This is a genomic window from Sphingomonas sp. 10B4, from assembly GCF_035019905.1.
GTDB lineage: Bacteria > Pseudomonadota > Alphaproteobacteria > Sphingomonadales > Sphingomonadaceae > Sphingomonas > Sphingomonas glacialis.
In genome coordinates this window covers 1-15697 of record NZ_JASJVC010000077.1, presented here as the reverse complement: position 1 = coordinate 15697, position 15697 = coordinate 1, and the positions used below count along the sequence as shown (strand labels likewise).

General features: G+C 67.1%; 17 protein-coding genes and 1 tRNA gene. 6 read left to right on the top strand and 12 right to left on the bottom strand.

Annotated features, from left to right (window positions below; all coding sequences use genetic code 11):
- Both QN347_RS16395 and QN347_RS16390 read left to right on the top strand, forming a co-directional pair.
- Window positions 1-749, top strand: a 749-nt coding sequence (locus QN347_RS16395) for a 16S rRNA (uracil(1498)-N(3))-methyltransferase (protein WP_323494173.1), incomplete at its 5' end; no start/stop codon positions are given.
- Window positions 750-799: 50 nt separating this feature from the next.
- Window positions 800-2173 carry a glutamate--cysteine ligase gene (locus QN347_RS16390; RefSeq protein WP_322160020.1) on the top strand — a complete coding sequence of 458 codons (1374 nt, stop codon included), beginning with the start codon at window positions 800-802 and terminating at the stop codon, window positions 2171-2173.
- Here the strand turns inward: QN347_RS16390 and QN347_RS16385 are convergent.
- The 12 genes from QN347_RS16385 to rutB all read right to left on the bottom strand — a co-directional run bounded on the left by QN347_RS16385 (window position 2152) and on the right by rutB (window position 13774).
- Window positions 2152-3471, bottom strand: coding sequence for a methyltransferase family protein (locus tag QN347_RS16385; RefSeq protein WP_323494171.1), 1320 nt, complete (start codon window positions 3469-3471; stop codon window positions 2152-2154). The genes QN347_RS16390 and QN347_RS16385 overlap by 22 nt on opposite strands.
- Window positions 3472-3544: 73 nt before the next feature.
- The gene (gene mmsB, locus QN347_RS16380; RefSeq protein ID WP_322160024.1) at window positions 3545-4423 is read right to left on the bottom strand and encodes a 3-hydroxyisobutyrate dehydrogenase; all 879 of its coding nucleotides are present in this window, start codon (window positions 4421-4423) and stop codon (window positions 3545-3547) included.
- 134 nt (window positions 4424-4557) lie between these two features.
- Window positions 4558-5331, bottom strand: coding sequence for an enoyl-CoA hydratase (locus tag QN347_RS16375; protein ID WP_322160026.1), 774 nt, complete (start codon window positions 5329-5331; stop codon window positions 4558-4560).
- A 103-nt stretch (window positions 5332-5434) separates the two neighbouring features.
- On the bottom strand, window positions 5435-6475 hold the full coding sequence (locus QN347_RS16370) for an enoyl-CoA hydratase/isomerase family protein (protein WP_322160028.1): 1041 nt from the start codon (window positions 6473-6475) through the stop codon (window positions 5435-5437).
- Window positions 6472-7617 carry an acyl-CoA dehydrogenase family protein gene (locus QN347_RS16365; protein WP_322160030.1) on the bottom strand — a complete coding sequence of 382 codons (1146 nt, stop codon included), beginning with the start codon at window positions 7615-7617 and terminating at the stop codon, window positions 6472-6474. The genes QN347_RS16370 and QN347_RS16365 overlap by 4 nt, the downstream gene beginning before the upstream one ends.
- The gene (locus tag QN347_RS16360; protein WP_322160032.1) at window positions 7614-8783 is read right to left on the bottom strand and encodes a polysaccharide deacetylase family protein; all 1170 of its coding nucleotides are present in this window, start codon (window positions 8781-8783) and stop codon (window positions 7614-7616) included. The genes QN347_RS16365 and QN347_RS16360 overlap by 4 nt, the downstream gene beginning before the upstream one ends.
- Window positions 8780-9160, bottom strand: a complete 381-nt coding sequence (locus tag QN347_RS16355) for a RidA family protein (RefSeq protein ID WP_133186919.1) — start codon at window positions 9158-9160, stop codon at window positions 8780-8782. The genes QN347_RS16360 and QN347_RS16355 overlap by 4 nt, the downstream gene beginning before the upstream one ends.
- 4 nt (window positions 9161-9164) lie before the next feature.
- Window positions 9165-10664 (bottom strand): CoA-acylating methylmalonate-semialdehyde dehydrogenase, encoded by a 1500-nt coding sequence (locus QN347_RS16350; RefSeq protein ID WP_189675635.1) that lies wholly within the window; start codon window positions 10662-10664, stop codon window positions 9165-9167.
- 123 nt (window positions 10665-10787) lie between these two features.
- Window positions 10788-11858, bottom strand: coding sequence for a pyrimidine utilization protein A (gene rutA, locus QN347_RS16345; protein WP_322160035.1), 1071 nt, complete (start codon window positions 11856-11858; stop codon window positions 10788-10790).
- 5 nt (window positions 11859-11863) lie between these two features.
- Entirely contained in the window at window positions 11864-12664 is an 801-nt protein-coding gene (rutD, locus tag QN347_RS16340; RefSeq protein WP_322160037.1) for a pyrimidine utilization protein D, read from the bottom strand.
- The gene (locus QN347_RS16335; RefSeq protein WP_322160039.1) at window positions 12657-13040 is read right to left on the bottom strand and encodes a Rid family hydrolase; all 384 of its coding nucleotides are present in this window, start codon (window positions 13038-13040) and stop codon (window positions 12657-12659) included. Before QN347_RS16335 ends, rutD begins: the two co-directional genes overlap by 8 nt.
- 2 nt (window positions 13041-13042) lie before the next feature.
- Complete coding sequence (gene rutB, locus QN347_RS16330; RefSeq protein ID WP_322160041.1) at window positions 13043-13774, bottom strand: pyrimidine utilization protein B; 732 nt, start codon at window positions 13772-13774, stop codon at window positions 13043-13045.
- Between the two features lie 132 nt (window positions 13775-13906).
- On the opposite strand from rutB, the gene QN347_RS16325 reads away from it, so the two are divergent.
- The 4 genes from QN347_RS16325 to mtnC form a co-directional block, all read left to right on the top strand.
- Window positions 13907-13980: transfer RNA gene (locus tag QN347_RS16325), tRNA-Gly, on the top strand.
- 11 nt (window positions 13981-13991) lie between these two features.
- Window positions 13992-14606 carry a methylthioribulose 1-phosphate dehydratase gene (locus QN347_RS16320; RefSeq protein ID WP_322160043.1) on the top strand — a complete coding sequence of 205 codons (615 nt, stop codon included), beginning with the start codon at window positions 13992-13994 and terminating at the stop codon, window positions 14604-14606.
- Entirely contained in the window at window positions 14603-15145 is a 543-nt protein-coding gene (locus QN347_RS16315) for a 1,2-dihydroxy-3-keto-5-methylthiopentene dioxygenase (RefSeq protein ID WP_322160045.1), read from the top strand. The genes QN347_RS16320 and QN347_RS16315 overlap by 4 nt, the downstream gene beginning before the upstream one ends.
- The coding region (gene mtnC, locus QN347_RS16310) for an acireductone synthase (protein ID WP_323494168.1) at window positions 15142-15697 on the top strand (556 nt) is incomplete at its 3' end. The genes QN347_RS16315 and mtnC, both read left to right, overlap by 4 nt.

Below are 15697 nucleotides of genomic sequence, written 5' to 3'. Positions count from 1 at the left end.
CCGCTACCCCCGCCTGGCCCCCGCAATCGACCCCGCGCCTGTTCGTCGAGACCCAGCCCGGTTCTGGGCTCGCGCTCGGCCCGCTGCGCATCGACGGGCCGCAGGCGCATTATCTCGGCGCCGTGATGCGGATGAAGCCCGGCGATCCGGTCAAGCTGTTCGACGGCCATTCGGGCGAATGGCTCGGCGTCGCGACGAGCGTCGCCAAGCGCGAGCTGATGCTCGACGTCACCGAGCAGCTCCGCAAGCCCGAGAGCGTGCCCGATTTGTGGCTCTGCGCCGCGCCGATCAAGAAGGGCCGGATCGACTGGGTCGCCGAGAAAGCCTGCGAGCTCGGCGTCGCGCGGCTCATCCCCGTGCTGACGCGGCGCACCGTGGTCGACCGGCTCAACGGCGAGCGCTTGCGTGCGCACATGATCGAGGCGGCCGAGCAATGCGGCCGCACCGTCGTCCCCGAACTCGCCGAGCCGATGAAGCTCACCGCGTTGCTGCGCGATTGGCCGCAGGGCCGCGCGCTGTTCTTCGCCGACGAGACGGGCGGCGCGCCGGCGCTAGCGGCGATGCGGGACGCCCCCGCCTCGGCCGCGATCCTGATCGGGCCCGAGGGCGGCTTCGACGAGGACGAGCGCGCGGCGATCCGCGCGGTGCCGGGCGCGGTTGCGATCGGGCTCGGTCCGCGGATCCTGCGCGCCGACACGGCGGCGGCGGCGGCGGTCGCGATCTGGATGGCATCCCGAGGGGATTGGTAGTCATTCGAAACCTGCTGGCGGGCGGGCCATCGCAGCGCTAAGGCGCGAGCATGACAACGCGCCCAGACACCATCAAACGCTCGCCCTTGATCGAATCGCGCGACCAGCTCGTCGCCAGCTTCGCGCGCGGCGAAAAGCCCGCCGACCGCTGGCGCATTGGCACCGAGCATGAGAAGTTCGTCTATGCCGACAGCGACCATCACGCGCCGAGCTACACCGAACAGGGCGGCATCCGCGACCTGCTGAAGGCGCTCGAAGAATTCGGCTGGGCGCCGGTCACCGAAGGCGGCAACGTCATCGCGATGACAGGCAGCGACGGCTCGATCAGCCTCGAACCCGCTGGCCAGTTCGAGCTGTCGGGCGCGCCGCTCGAAAACCTCCACCAGACCTGCGCCGAGACCGGCCGCCATCTCGAACAGGTCAAGGCGATCGGCGAGAAGTTCGGGATCGGCTTCCTCGGTCTCGGCATGTGGCCCGACAAGACGCGCGCCGAGCTGCCGATCATGCCCAAGGGGCGCTATGCGATCATGCTGCGCCACATGCCGCGCGTCGGCTCGATGGGGCTCGACATGATGCTGCGCACCTGCACGATCCAGGTGAACCTCGATTACGCGTCCGAAGCCGATATGGTGCAGAAGTTCCGCGTCGGCCTCGCGCTCCAGCCGCTCGCGACGGCGCTGTTCGCCAACTCGCCCTTCACCGAGGGCAAGCCCAACGGGATGCTGTCGTATCGCAGCCATATCTGGTCTGACACCGATCCGGCGCGCACCGGCATGCTGCCGTTCGTGTTCGAAGACGGCTTCGGCTATGATCGCTACACCGACTATGCGCTCGATGTGCCGATGTACTTCGTCTACCGCGACGGGAAATATATCGACGCCGCGGGCCTGTCGTTCCGCGACTTCCTGAAGGGCGAGCTGTCGGTGCTCCCGGGGGAGAAGCCGACCCTCGACGACTGGACCGACCATCTCTCGACCGCCTTCCCCGAGGTGCGGCTCAAGACCTTCCTCGAGATGCGCGGCGCCGATGGCGGGCCGTGGAACAAGATCTGTGCGCTGCCCGCGCTGTGGGTTGGGCTGCTCTACGACCAAGGCGCGCTCGATGCGGCGTGGGATCTGGTCAAGGACTGGACGATCGACGAGCGCCAGGCGCTGCGCGATGCGGTACCCAAGATGGGGCTCGATGCGCCGGTGGCGGGCGGGCGCACGCTGCGCGACATTGCGAGCCAGGTCGTCGACATTTCGAGCGCGGGCCTGAGCGCGCGCGCGCGGCTCGACGCGGGCGGCAGCAACGAGACGGGCTTCCTCGATCCGCTGCGCGAGATCGTCCGCAGCGGCAAGGTGCCGGCGCAAATGCTGCTCGACAAATATCACGGCGTCTGGGGCGGCGACATCTCGAAGGTCTACGACGAGCTTCGCTTCTGATCCTGCGTCGCCCAGCCAAAAAACCGCGGCACCGCGCCATTGCGTGCCATCCATTCGGTATAGACCTGATAATCCGGGTCCATCCCGAGATGCCGCTCCTCGGTCTTCGCGCGCCAATAATAGACCCCGCTGACCACCCCCATCAGGATCGTCGCGCGTGCGGCGTCGACGAACGAGCCCGTCGTCAGGAACGGGATCGTCGAGATCCACCAGAACAGGTTCTTCGACAGATACGCCGGATGCCGTGAGAAAGCGTAGGGCCCGTGCGTCAGGATCCCACGGTTGGTGAGGTTCGAAAAGCGGAAGCCGAACGCCACCGTCGCCCAGGCATAGATCGCGGTGAGGCCGATCAGCACCACGCCAATCGGAATGAGGATCGCGGGATGCCCGGCGAACCAGGTCGACCAGCCGTCGGCGCCATAGGTGCCGGGATGATAATCGAGCGGGCCGTTATCGGCCATCAACGTGAACGGCGGATAGCAGATCAGCGCCGCCATCCATGCCGCGGCGAACGGGTTGGCGCTTCGGATATGCGAATCGAGCGGGCGGAAGGTCAGGATGTAGCCCGCCGTCGCGAACGCACAGTCGATCACGAACATGAAGCCGATCAGCCAATTGGCGAGCGCGACCGGATTATGCAGCACCTCCGAGACATTGCCGCGGATGAAGCCGGCAAAGCCCGGCGGCACCACCGCGAGCATGAAGGCGAGGAAGAACGCCTTAACGCCCCAGCTGCGCAGATGGTTGTAGATCGCCTCGCGGTCGATCGGCTCGTCTAGGCCCATCAGCCACGCGCCGAGCGCCCAGCAACCATCCTTGGGCTGTTCGAGCCGACGATCTAGCCATGGAATGTAGACGATCGAACCGAGAAACAACACCGGCGCGGCGATGCCGAAGCACTGCATCGCGAACGGAAAGCCGCCCCATTGGTAGCTCCAATAGAAACGCCCGGTGCCATAGATCAGCGCGATCCCGGCCCAGGTCAGCCATAGCCCGGCGAGCTTGGTGAGCGAGAGGTCGAGCGTCTCGCGCCACGGCTTTGGCGCGGACCAGTCGATCCCGGTCGAGGGGCGACGGTGAACCTTGTCGACCAGCACCGCCCACAGCACCATCGGCAGCGCGCACGCCGCAATATTGACGAGCGCAGCATAGGGGCCGTCCATCCCGACATAGCGCGCGACCGCCACCCAGGCGAACAGCCCGACCAGCCCGGCGAGCCCGCAGCCGGTGCTCACCGCCGAGGCCGGTCGCGGATCGGCGGCGCGCGCGGCGCGCGCGAGGGCGGTGTCGTGGAACATCACCGCCTTGGGTAACAGCCAAGGGTTAGAAGCGGGTTAAGGATCATCGCGCGTCCGCCCCGCTCCCATTCGGTCAGCCGCGCAACATACGGATGATCGCGGAAAAATCGAGCCCACCCTGCCCGTCGTCGGCGAAGCGCTGGTAGAGTTCGGCCGCCTTCGCACCCATTGGTGTGTCCGCGCCGGTGTCGCCCGCGGCGGCGGCGGCGAGCTTGAGATCCTTGAGCATCAGCGCGGTCGCGAAGCCGCCTTGATAGTCGTGATCGGCGGGCGTGTCTGGACCAACGCCGGGGACCGGGCAATAGCTGGTCATCGACCAGCTCTGCCCCGAGGCGACGCTCGAAATGTCGTAGAAGGTCTGCGGGTCGAGTCCGAGCTTCTCGGCGAGCAGGAACGCCTCGCACGTCGCGACCATCGTCGCGCCGAGCAGCATGTTGTTGGCGATCTTGGCGGCCTGGCCAGTGCCGTTGGCGCCGGCGTGGATGACGGCCTTGCCCATCGCTGCAAGGATCGGCTGCGCCCGGCCGAATGCCTCGGCGCTGCCGCCGACCATGAAGGTCAGCGTGCCGGCATTGGCGGCGCCGATCCCGCCCGAGACGGGGGCGTCGACGGCGGTGAGGCCCTTGGCCTGCGCGGCCTCAGCGACGCGCTTCGCGGTGGCGACGTCGATCGTCGAGCAGTCGATCAGCAGCGTGGGCGGGGCGACGTTGGCAGCGAAGAGCTCGGCATAGACGGCTTCGACATGCGTGCCGGCGGGCAGCATCGTGACGATCGCCTCGGCGCCGTCGGCCGCCTCTGCGGCGGAAGCGACGGGCAGGCAGCCAGCGGCCTTGGCGCGGTCGAGTGCCTCTGCCGACAGGTCGAAGGCGCGGACGTCGTGGCCGGCCTTGGCGAGGTTCGCGGCCATCCCGCCGCCCATGTTGCCGAGGCCGATGAAAGCGATGCGTGTCATTTTTCTCTCCTGCTTCTTCTTACTCCCCTCCCGCCTGCGGGAGGGGTTGGGGGAGGGCAGTGCCGCCGCGAGGCGCTGGGTTTGTGGCACGTCCCTCCCCTAGCCCCTCCCGCAAGCGGGAGGGGAATTGTGCGTCACTTCCCCGTCCAGGTTCCCGCGCGCTTCTCGACGAAAGCGCTCATTCCCTCGCTCTGGTCCTCGGTCCCGAACAGCGCGTGAAACAAGCGCCGCTCGAACTGCACGCCCATCGCGAGGCTCGTCTCGAACGCCGCATTGACCATCTCCTTGTTCGCCAGCACGGCGAGCGGCGCCATCCCGGCGATCGTCGTCGCGGTCTTGACCGCCTCCTCGACCAGCTCGGCGGCCGGAACGACGCGCGAGACCAGACCCGCCCGCTCGGCCTCGGCAGCGTCCATCATCCGGCCGGTGAGGCACATCTCCATCGCCTTGGCCTTGCCGACCGCGCGCGTGAGGCGCTGCGAACCGCCCATGCCGGGCGAGACCGCAAGCTTGATCTCGGGCTGGCCGAACTTGGCCGAGTCGGCGGCGAGGATGAAGTCGCACATCATCGCCAGCTCGCATCCGCCGCCGAGCGCATAGCCCGATACCGCCGCGATGACGGGCTTGCGCGTCTTGGTGAAACGATCCCAGCCGGCGAAGAAATCATGCGCGTACATGTCGGCGAAGCCTTGCGCCTGCATCTCCTTGATGTCGGCACCCGCAGCGAACGCCTTCTCGCTGCCGGTGATGACGGCGCAGCCCTGCGACGGATCGGCATCGAACGCCGCCATCGCCGCGAGCAGATCGGCGAGGATCTGGCTGTTGAGCGCATTGAGTGCCTGCGGGCGGTTGAGCGTCACGAGCGTGACGCGCCCGCGCTGTTCGACGAGGAGGGTTTCGTAGGTCATGTGTCTCTCCGTCGCCCCGGCGAAGGCCGGGGCCGTTGGGTGGTGCGCGCAACGCCTGCCGCGCGCGGATACAAAGCGGCCCCGGCCTGCGCCGGGGCGACGATCAGCCGGGCGTCCATTCCTCGGCCGCGGGCAGCGGGGCGAAGATCTGGTCGAGGACGTGCGGGCTCACGCCCTCGGGCGTCGCCGGGTCCCAGCGCGGTGCATTGTCCTTGTCGACGATCACCGCGCGGACGCCCTCGAGGAAATCGTGGCGCTGCACGACATGCGCGCCGACGGCATATTCCTGGCGCATCTCGTCTTCGAAGGTCGACATCGTCGCGCCTTCGTGGAGCAGGCGGAGCGACACCTTCATCGTCTGCGGCGACTTGGTTTTGAGCGTGGCGAGCTGCTTGAGCGCCCACTCACCGCCATCCGCCTCGAGCGCGGCGTAGATGTCCTCGAGCACGTCCGAAGCGAACAGCCGGTCAATGTCGGCACGATGCGCGAGGATCCGCGCTTCGGGTGGCGTCGACCCCAGGTCCGCAAGCGTTGCCGCCAGCGTCGCAGGGTTAGCCACGATCCGCGCCTTGGCGTCTTCGAGCGCGGCACTCGGCACATAATGCGTGGCGAGGCCCAGCGCGAGGCACTCCGCACCGTCGAGCCGGTGCCCGGTCAGCGCGAGATACTGGCCGATCCGCCCCGGCAGCCGCGACAGAAACCAGCCGCCGCCGACATCGGGGAACAGGCCGATCCCGGTCTCGGGCATAGCGAACTTGGTGTTCTCGGTCGCAACGCGGTGGTCGCATGGGCAAGCGAGCCCGACCCCGCCGCCCATCGTGATGCCGTCCATGAAGGCGACGGTCGGCTTGGCGTAGGTGAAGAGGCGGTGGTTGAGGCGGTATTCGGTGTGGAAGAAGCGCCGCGCCTCCGTGCCGTCGCCCGCGCCGCTCTCGGCAAGCATGCGGATGTCACCGCCCGCGCAGAAACCGCGGCCCTCGGCGTGATCGAGGAGGATGACCTCGATCGCGGGGTCGGTGCGCCACGTGTCGAGCGCGGCGAGCATGGCTTCGCACATCAGCGTGGTCAGCGCGTTGAGCGCCTTGGGCCGATTGAGGCGGATACGGGCAACCCGCCCGTCGACGGAGGTGAGGACGTCGCTCATTGCCGCGTCAATTCGCGACCGACGATCATCCGCATGACCTGGTTGGTGCCCTCGAGGATCGAATGGACGCGCAAGTCGCGCCAGAAGCGTTCGATCGGATAGTCCATCAGATAGCCGTACCCGCCGTGCAGCTGCAGCGCGCGGTCGGCGACGGCCGACCCGGTGTCGGTCGCGAGCCGCTTGGCCATCGCGGCGAACTTGGTCTTGTCGGGCGCGTTCGCGGTCACCTTCGCTGCCGCCATGTAGAGCAACGCGCGTGCCGCCTCCAAGTCGGTCGCCATGTCGGCGAGCATGAACTGCGTGTTCTGGAAATCGGCGATCGCGGTGCCGAACTGCTTGCGGTCGCGCGTATAGGCGACCGCCTCGTCGAGGCAGCGCTGCGCGCCCCCGAGCGAGCAAGCGCCGATATTGAGCCGGCCGCCGTCGAGACCCATCATCGCGATGCGGAAGCCCTCGCCCTCGCCTCCGACGAGGTTCTCGGCAGGAACACGCACGCCGTCGAAGGTCACTTGCCGCGTCGGCTGCGAGTGCCAGCCGAGCTTGCGCTCGTTCGCGCCGAAGCTGACGCCGGGCATGTCCTTCTCGATCACCAGGCACGAAATGCCCTTGGGCCCTTCGACGCCGGTGCGCACCATCGTGACATAGACTTCATTCTCGCCCGCGCCCGAGATGAACTGCTTGCTGCCAGTGACGATGTAATCGTCGCCGTCACGGACCGCCTTGGTCTTCAATGCCGCCGCGTCCGATCCCGAGCCGGGTTCGGTCAGGCAATAGCTGGCGATCCGGTCCATCGTGACGAGCGAAGGCAGATATTTGTCCTTCACGCCTTGCGATCCGAACCGGTCGATCATCCACGCCGCCATGTTGTGGATGCTGATGAACGCCGAGGTCGAGGGACAGCCATAGGCCATCGCCTCCATGATCAGCGCCGCCTCGAGCCGGCCGAGGTTGATGCCACCCGATTCCTCGGAGACGTAGATCGCGGCGAAACCGAGCTCGGCCGCCGCCTTGATCGTCTCGCGCGGGAAGATGTGTTTCTCGTCCCATTCCGCCGCGTGCGGGGTGATCCGGTCGGCGGTGAACTTGCGCGCGAGATCCTGGATCTCGCGCTGGTCGTCCGTGAGGTCGAATTGGTCGGTCATACAGCGATCCCTAAGCGCGAGGTGCGCGGCGTTACAAAGGCAGTCGACGCACAGACGCGCCGCCACGGGTGGAGTTGCACCGGACACCGCCGGTGCGAGGACGTTCGCGCCGCAGCGGTGCGTGCCAGCGGCGCGCGGTGCAGGACGCGCTCGGCGAACAGCCGGTTGGCAAGCGGCAGGTCGTTGCGCTCGTAATAGAGCTTTCCGCCGACCTGCTTCCGCCAGGCCAGCGCCTCGGGCAAGGTACCGTTCGCGCTGACGAAGTCGCTGGTGTCGTGATAGACCGGATCGGCAAAGGCGGCGTCGGCGGTGACGATCGCCCAGCCATCCTTGCGCAGCGCCGCCACGAGATCGGGCAGATAGCGCGCGGCGACATCGGTCTCATGCAGCAGCAACACCTGCGGCGGCGCCCGGCCGATCGTGCGGCGCATCAGCGCGTCGGAGAAATCGGCGGATTGCACCATCGTCTCGACATAGAAGTCGCGCAGCGCCGCCTCGTCGATGCGGAGCCCGGCCCGTTTGGCGGCAATCGTCTGGCCTTCGATGTTCCAGTCGGAGCCGTCGACCGAAACCCAGGCGATCTGCAGCCCGCGCGCGATGAGGCCATCGACCACCGCGCGGCGCTTGGCCATGTCGCGGCCGCCCTGATTGAGCCCGGGAAAGCGGAACCACGGGCGATAGCCGGGTCGGCCCCTGAGCCAGTGCTCGGCACGATCAATATCGCCGAGAAACGCCGCGGCCGGCATCGACGCGAGGTCGCGGTGCGAGAAACTGTGATCCCCGACGACGTGCCCCGCCGCGACATAGGAGGCGAGCCGCGCATCGGCGCGGTTCACCGGCCCGATCCGCCCCGGGTTGGCGAAGAACGCCGCTTGCGCGACACCGGCCGCGCGCAACCCCGCGATCAGCAGCGTCGCGCGCTGCTCGGGCGTGTAGAACGCGCCGGGGCCACGCGGCACGTCGTCGAAAGTCAGCGCGATGCGCTTGCCCTCGGCGCGCCAGCCACGCGAGCGCTCGAGGTTGATCGCGGTCGGCACCGCGATCACCACGATCGCACCGACGAGCAAGCCGATCCGCACGCGATACAGCCGCGCGTCAAGCGCCGCCGTCGCGCCGCGCCGCCGCTTGCGGGTCAGCCGCCAGAGGAGCCCGCCGCGCCGCGTCATGCGCACAGCACTTCGGCTTCGATTTCGACGCGCCATTCGGGGCGGATGAAACCCGATACGATCAGCGTCGTCGTCGCCGGTCGCGCCGTGCCGAACCAACGGCCGTGCACCGCCGCGACTGCGGGGAAATCGGCGCGATCGGTCAGATAGAGGCAAGTGCGCACGGTATCGGCAATATCGCCGTCGAGATCAGCAATCGCCTTGGCGACGATCGCGCAGCACCGTTCCATCTGCGCCGCCGCGTCGCCCGGCGTGGTCGATCCGTCGGGCTCGATCGGCGCGGTGCCGGCGACCATGATCTGGTCGCCGGTCCGCACTGCGCGCGAGAATCCGAGGATCGGCTCGAGCGGCGAACCGCTGCTGACGCGGCGCTTCACCGGCTTACCCCATCGTCGGGATGACGAAGGCGTTGGCGCCGTCACCCACGCCACCGTCGGGCCAGCGCTGCGTGACGGTCTTGACCTTGGTCCAGAACTTGACGCCTTCCATGCCGTGCTGATTGGTGTCGCCGAACGCCGAGCGCTTCCAGCCGCCAAAGGTGTGGTACGCGACCGGCACCGGGATCGGCACGTTGATGCCGACCATCCCGACATTGACGCGCGCGGCGAACTCGCGCGCGGCGTGGCCGTTGCGCGTGAAGATCGCGACGCCATTGCCGTATTGATGCTCGCTCGGCAGGCGCAAAGCGTGCTCGAAATCGTCAGCGCGGACGATCTGCAACACCGGTCCGAAAATCTCTTCCTTGTACGCCGACATCTCGGGCGTGACGTGATCGAAGAGCGACGGCCCGATGAAGAAGCCCTTTTCATGCCCCTGGAGTTCGAAGCCGCGGCCGTCGACCACCAGTTCGGCGCCTTCGTCGACGCCGGTCTGGATCCACTGCTCGATCCGGCTACGATGCGCGGCGTTGACCACCGGGCCGTAATGCGCGTCATTGTCGGTCGAGACGCCAACGCGGAGAGCCGCGATCGCCGGGATCAGTTTCTCGCGCAAAGCGACCGCGGTCTTCTCGCCGACCGGCACCACCACCGGCAGCGCCATGCAGCGCTCGCCCGCGCTGCCGAACGCCGCACCCGAGAGATCGGCCACAACCTGGTCGAGATCGGCATCGGGCATGACGATGCCGTGGTTCTTGGCGCCGCCCATCGCCTGGACGCGCTTGCCCGCCGCGACGCCGCGCTTGTAGACGTAATGCGCAATGTCGGACGAACCAACGAAGCTGACCGCGCTGATCGCGGGATGATCGAGGATCGCGTCGACCATTTCCTTGTCGCCGTGGACGACCTGGAGGATCCCCTCGGGCAGCCCGGCCTCGGCGAACAGCTCGGCGAGCCGCACCGGCACCGACGGGTCGCGCTCGCTGGGCTTGAGCAGGAAGGCGTTGCCGGTCGCGATCGCCACACCCGACATCCACAGCGGGATCATCGCCGGGAAGTTGAACGGCGTGATGCCCGCGCCGATGCCGAGCGGCTGGCGCATCGAATAGACGTCGATGCCGGGGCCCGCGCCCTGGGTGTATTCGCCCTTCAACACGTGCGGGATGCCGCAGCAGAATTCGATCACCTCGAGCCCGCGCTGGATGTCGCCCTTCGAATCGGCGATCACCTTGCCATGCTCGGACGAGAGCAGATGCGCGAGCTCGTCCATGTGCGCTTCGACCAGCGCCTTGAAGTTGAACATCACGCGCGCGCGACGCTGCGGGTTGGTCGCCGCCCAGCCCGGCTGCGCTTTCAGCGCGGCGGCGACCGCGGCGTCGAGCGTCGCCTGCGTGCCGAGGTTGACGCTCGCCTGGACGAGGCCGGTGTTGGGATCGAACACGTCGCCGGTCCGAGTCGCTCCGCCGCCCGAAAGGCCGACGATGTGATGGTCGATGATCCGCATGGCATACTCTCCGTTTTGCGATGCTCTTTCGACCAATTTTTGCGCCGCGCCAACCCCATCTAGTTTCCGATGTAACGGTTTGGCGTCGGATACGATCGCGTCATCCCGGCGTGACGGTCGAGGTTAGGCTCCCACCCCCGCACGGCACTTCATCAAAGGCTGGATCCGCGTTCCGAACGCCTCCACGCCCTCGACGAAATCGTCGAAGGTCAGCAACACGCCGCCGGTGTTGGGGACTTCCGCCATCTCGTCGAGCATCCGCGCGACGCTCTCATACGAGCCGACCAGCGTCCCCATGTTGATATTGACCGCCCCCTCGGGCGCGGCGAGCTGGCGGACGTTGGTGTCCTTATTGTGCGTGTCTTTCGCGCCTTGGTCGGCGAGCCAGGCGATCGCGTCGAGATCGACCCCGGCATTGTATGATTGCCATTTCGCCATCGCCTCCTCGTCGGTCTCCGCGGCGATGATCATGATGAGGACGAAGATCGAAACGTCGCGCCCGGTCTTGTCGGTGGCGGCGGCGAGGCGGCTGTTGTTCGAGGCGAACGCGGTCGGCGTGTTGACGCCTTTGCCGAGGCAGAAGGCATAGTCCGCCCATTTCGCCGAGAAAGCCAGCCCCTCGTCGGACGAGCCCGCGCAGATGATCTTCATCTCGCCTTCTGGCTTGGGCCGGACGCGGCAGTCCTCCATCTGATAGTAATCGCCTTTGAAGTCGCTGACGCCCTCGGCCCACAATTCGCGCAGGATATGGGCATATTCGTCGAGCATCTTGTAGCGGTTGCGGAAATGCGCGTCGCCCGGCCACATCCCCATCTGCGTATATTCGGGCGGCTGCCAGCCGGTGATGAGGTTGAGCCCGAAGCGCCCATGGCTGATCGAGTCGATCGTATTGCACATCCGCGCGGCAAACGCCGGCGGGATGACCAGCGTCGGGCAGGTCGCGAAGATCTTGATCTTCTCCGTCACCGCGGCGAGCCCCGCCATCAGCGTGAAGCTCTCGAGGCCGTATTCCCAGAACTCGGTCTTTCCGCCGAAGCCGCGCAGCTTGATCATCGACAGCAGGAAGTCGAGTCCGTGCTTCTCGGCGCTTTGCGCGATCGTCTTGTTGAGATCGAACGACGGCATGTACTGCGGCGCGTTCTCCGAAATCAGCCAACCATTGTTGTTGATGGGGACGAAGACGCCGACCTGCATGCGCGTTATCCTTGCACGGTTTCGCCCGCCAGCCAGGCAAGCACGAAGCTGTTGAACGCATCCGGATCGACCACATTGACCGCGTGGCCGCCATGCTCGGCGCGGCAGAAGCCGGCGATCGGCAGGCCGTTGGCGAGCGCGACCCCGGCGTTCGACGGCACGAGCATATCGTCATCCGACACCACGACGAGCACCGGGCGATGGATGTCGCGCAGGCGTTCCGAAACGTCGAACGCGGCGAGCGCGGCGATCCGTTTTTCCATCGTTGCCGCGCCGGGGAACTGCGCGAGCTGCTCGGGCAACTCCGCCTCGAGCGGCGCATCGTTCGCCGAGATCCAGTTGGGCGGATACAGGAACAGCGGTTGCGCGCGCAGGTACGCCTCGGGTCCGCTCCCGCGCAGCAACGCCAGCCTTGCAGCGAAGCACCGGAGGAAATGCGGATCGGGCGACGCCCAGCCGTTGACCACGACGAGCTTGTCGACCCGGTCGGGCGCCATCAGCGCCAGCGCCAACGCCGCGACACCGCCTGCGGCATGCCCGACGATCGTCGCGCGCGGAATCGCGAGCGCGTCGAGCAGCGCGAGCATGTCGGCGGCGAGATCGTCGACGGTGACGGCATCGGGCAGCGCGCGGTCGCTGCGACCCGTCCCACGATGATCGTAGGCGATCACGCGATAGCGCTCGGACAGCGCCGCGATGTTGGGCGCCCAATAGTGCGCCGACCCGCCAAGCCCCGAGGACAGCATTAGCGGAGGCGCGTCCTCGCGCCCATGAATCTCGTAATAGAGCCCCGCCGCCTCAGCCAAGATGCGCGACCGATGCGATTTCGACGAGGCACTCGGGCTTCACCAGTTCGGCCTGGATGCAGTAACGCGCGGGCTTCGCACCCGGGAAATACTCGGCATAGACCGCGTTGAATTCGGCATAGTCGGCAAGGCTCTTGAGGAAGATATGGTTCATCGCCACGTCGGCAAGCGTCGCACCGGCGGCCTCGAGCGTCGCTCGGATCGTGTCGAGGATATGGCGCGCCTGGCCGGCGGCATCGCCGACATGCAGCACCGCCCCGCCCTCGCCGAGCGCGAGCATACCCGAGACGTAGATCGTGTTGCCCGCCTTCGCCGCGGCCGAATAGGGCGCGATCGGGGTCGGGAATTGCGGGGGATTGATCGCTTCGAAAGGCATGGTCACTCCTTGGGGGACTGGCCGAAGCTGCCGCAGAAATCCGCGGTCGTGCTGACCCAGCCGAAAAACTTCTCGATATTGTACACGCTTGCCGCCTGCATCGCCGGAGGCCCGAGATGATGCGTCGCATCCTCGAGCATCACCCCAAAATATTCGAGGTGGAAGCCGTCGCGCAGCGTGCTCTCGACGCAGACATTGGTGGCGATCCCGACGAACACGATATTGCGGATGCCGCGGGCGCGCAGGACGCTGTCGAGCTGCGAATTGAAGAACGCCGAATAGCGTGTCTTGTGGAGCGAGATATCGCCCGGCTGCGGTTTCAAAGCATCGACCAGCGCGTAATCCCAACCGCCGCGCGCGAGCAGCTGGCCCGCGAGCTCAGGCCGCTTGCGCATCGTCTTGAGCGCATTCGACTTGTGAAAATTGGGCGATTGCGGGCCGCCTGCCTCGACATAGTCGGGATCCCAGCCGTTCTGCAGGTAGATCACCTGCACACCAGCCGCGCGCGCGGTATCGAGCACGGTGGCGATCTTGCCGATCGTGCCCGCCGCGCCTGCGATGTCGAACCCGGCGAGATCGACGTAACCGCCTCCGCTCGCATAGGCGTTCTGCATGTCGATCACCACGACCGCGGTCTGTTCGGGCGCGAGCCGCAACGCCTCGGGCCGCGCCGGGAGCGTCACCGCCGTGTCGCCGTCGCCGCCGGGGCAGGTTACGGTCTGGTCGTCGGGCACGCGGCACTCCTTGCGAGGAAGCGCCCGATCCTGTCGCGTTGCACGCACAAGTGCAAGACCCGCATCTTGCGCCCGGCGCAGCACCGCGCTAACCGATGCCCATCGCCGCACACGCGTGCGCGAAGCCGGCGAGCGGGTATAGTACAATGGTAGTACAGCAGCCTTCCAAGCTGAATACACGGGTTCGATTCCCGTTACCCGCTCCAGCCGCTTCCCGATGACCAGCACCAGCTTCGAACAGGCGCGCGACGCGATCGTCGCGGTCGGGCGGTGGCTCGGCTCCAAGGGCTGGGCGCCCGCGACCTCGGGCAATTACTCGGCGCGGCTCGACGATGGCAGCTTTGCGGTCACGGTGTCGGGCCGGCACAAGGGGCGGCTCACCCGCGACGACGTGATGCGCGTCGATGCTGACGGCGCGTCGCTCGACGGCAAGACACCTTCGGCCGAGACTGCGCTCCACCTTGCTTTATACCGCGCCTTTCCCGCTGTCGGCGCGGTGCTCCACAGCCACTCGCCGAGCGCGGTCGGCTTCAGTCGCGCGGTGGCGGGCGACGGCTATCGGTTGGCGGGGCACGAAATGCTCAAGGCGCTCCCTGGCGTCGCGACACACGACACCGCGGTTACGCTCCCGATCGTCGAGAACAGCCAGGACATGGCGATCGTCGAAGCGGCCATCGCCCCGCGCCTGCTGGAAAGCACCGCGATTCCCGCCTATCTCATTCGCAGCCATGGTCTTTATGGCTGGGGCCGCGACATGGCCGAGGCCGAGCGGGTGATCGAAGCGATCGAATGGATGATCGCCGCCGAACGCGCCGAAAGGAGCTTTCGATGAGTCGCTTGCAGGTCTTTGCCGACGCAGACGCCTCGACGCCGCTGCTCGATACGCGAGACGGCACCGCGATCGCCGCGGCGCTCGGCGCGGTCGGCGTGCAGTTCGAGCGCTGGCCGCTCAAGCCGCTCGATGCCGACAGCGACATCCTCGCGGTCTACGCCGACGAGGTCGCGCGGCTGACCGCGCAGGGCGGCTATCGCGCGATCGACGTCGCGCGGATTGCGCCCGACCATCCCGAGCGCGCCGCCCTGCGCGGCAAATTCCTGTCGGAACATACGCATGGCGAGGACGAGGTGCGCTTCTTCGTCGAGGGCGAAGGACTGTTCACGCTCCATCACGAGGATCGTGTGTTCAATATGCTATGCAGCGCGGGCGATTTGATCTCGGTGCCGGCGGGCATGCGCCACTGGTTCGACATGGGCGCAAGCCCCCGCTTCACTGCGATCCGGCTGTTCGTGAACCCCGACGGCTGGATCGCGCAATTTACCGGCAGCGACATTGCCGAACGCTTCCCCCGGCTCGAACCGGCTTCAGCGTGAAGGCGATCCTGACCGATATCGAGGGCACGACGTCGAGCATCGCGTTCGTTGCCGAAGTGCTGTTTCCGTATGCCCGTGCGCACCTTGCCGACTATGTCGCGGCGCACGTGGCGGAAACCGCGCCGATTCTCGCCGAGGTTGCGGCTATCGAGCCGGGCGACCCGGTGGCGACGCTCACGCGCTGGATCGACGAGGATCGCAAGGCGACGCCGCTCAAGACGCTGCAGGGGATGATCTGGGCCGACGGTTACGCCGCGGGCGCGTTCACGGGGCATGTCTATGCCGATGCGGTGGCGGGGTTGCAGCGCTGGCATGCGGCGGGGGTGAAGCTCTACGTCTTCTCGTCGGGATCGGTCGCGGCGCAGACATTGCTGTTCGGGCATAGCGATGCGGGCGACCTGACGCCGCTGTTCTCGGGCTATTTCGATACGACGACGGGACCGAAGCGCGAGGCGGCGTCTTATGCGACGATCGCGGCTGCAATCGGCGTCGATGCAAGCGCCGTGCTGTTCCTGTCGGACACCCCCGAGGAGCTGTCTCTTATACACATCT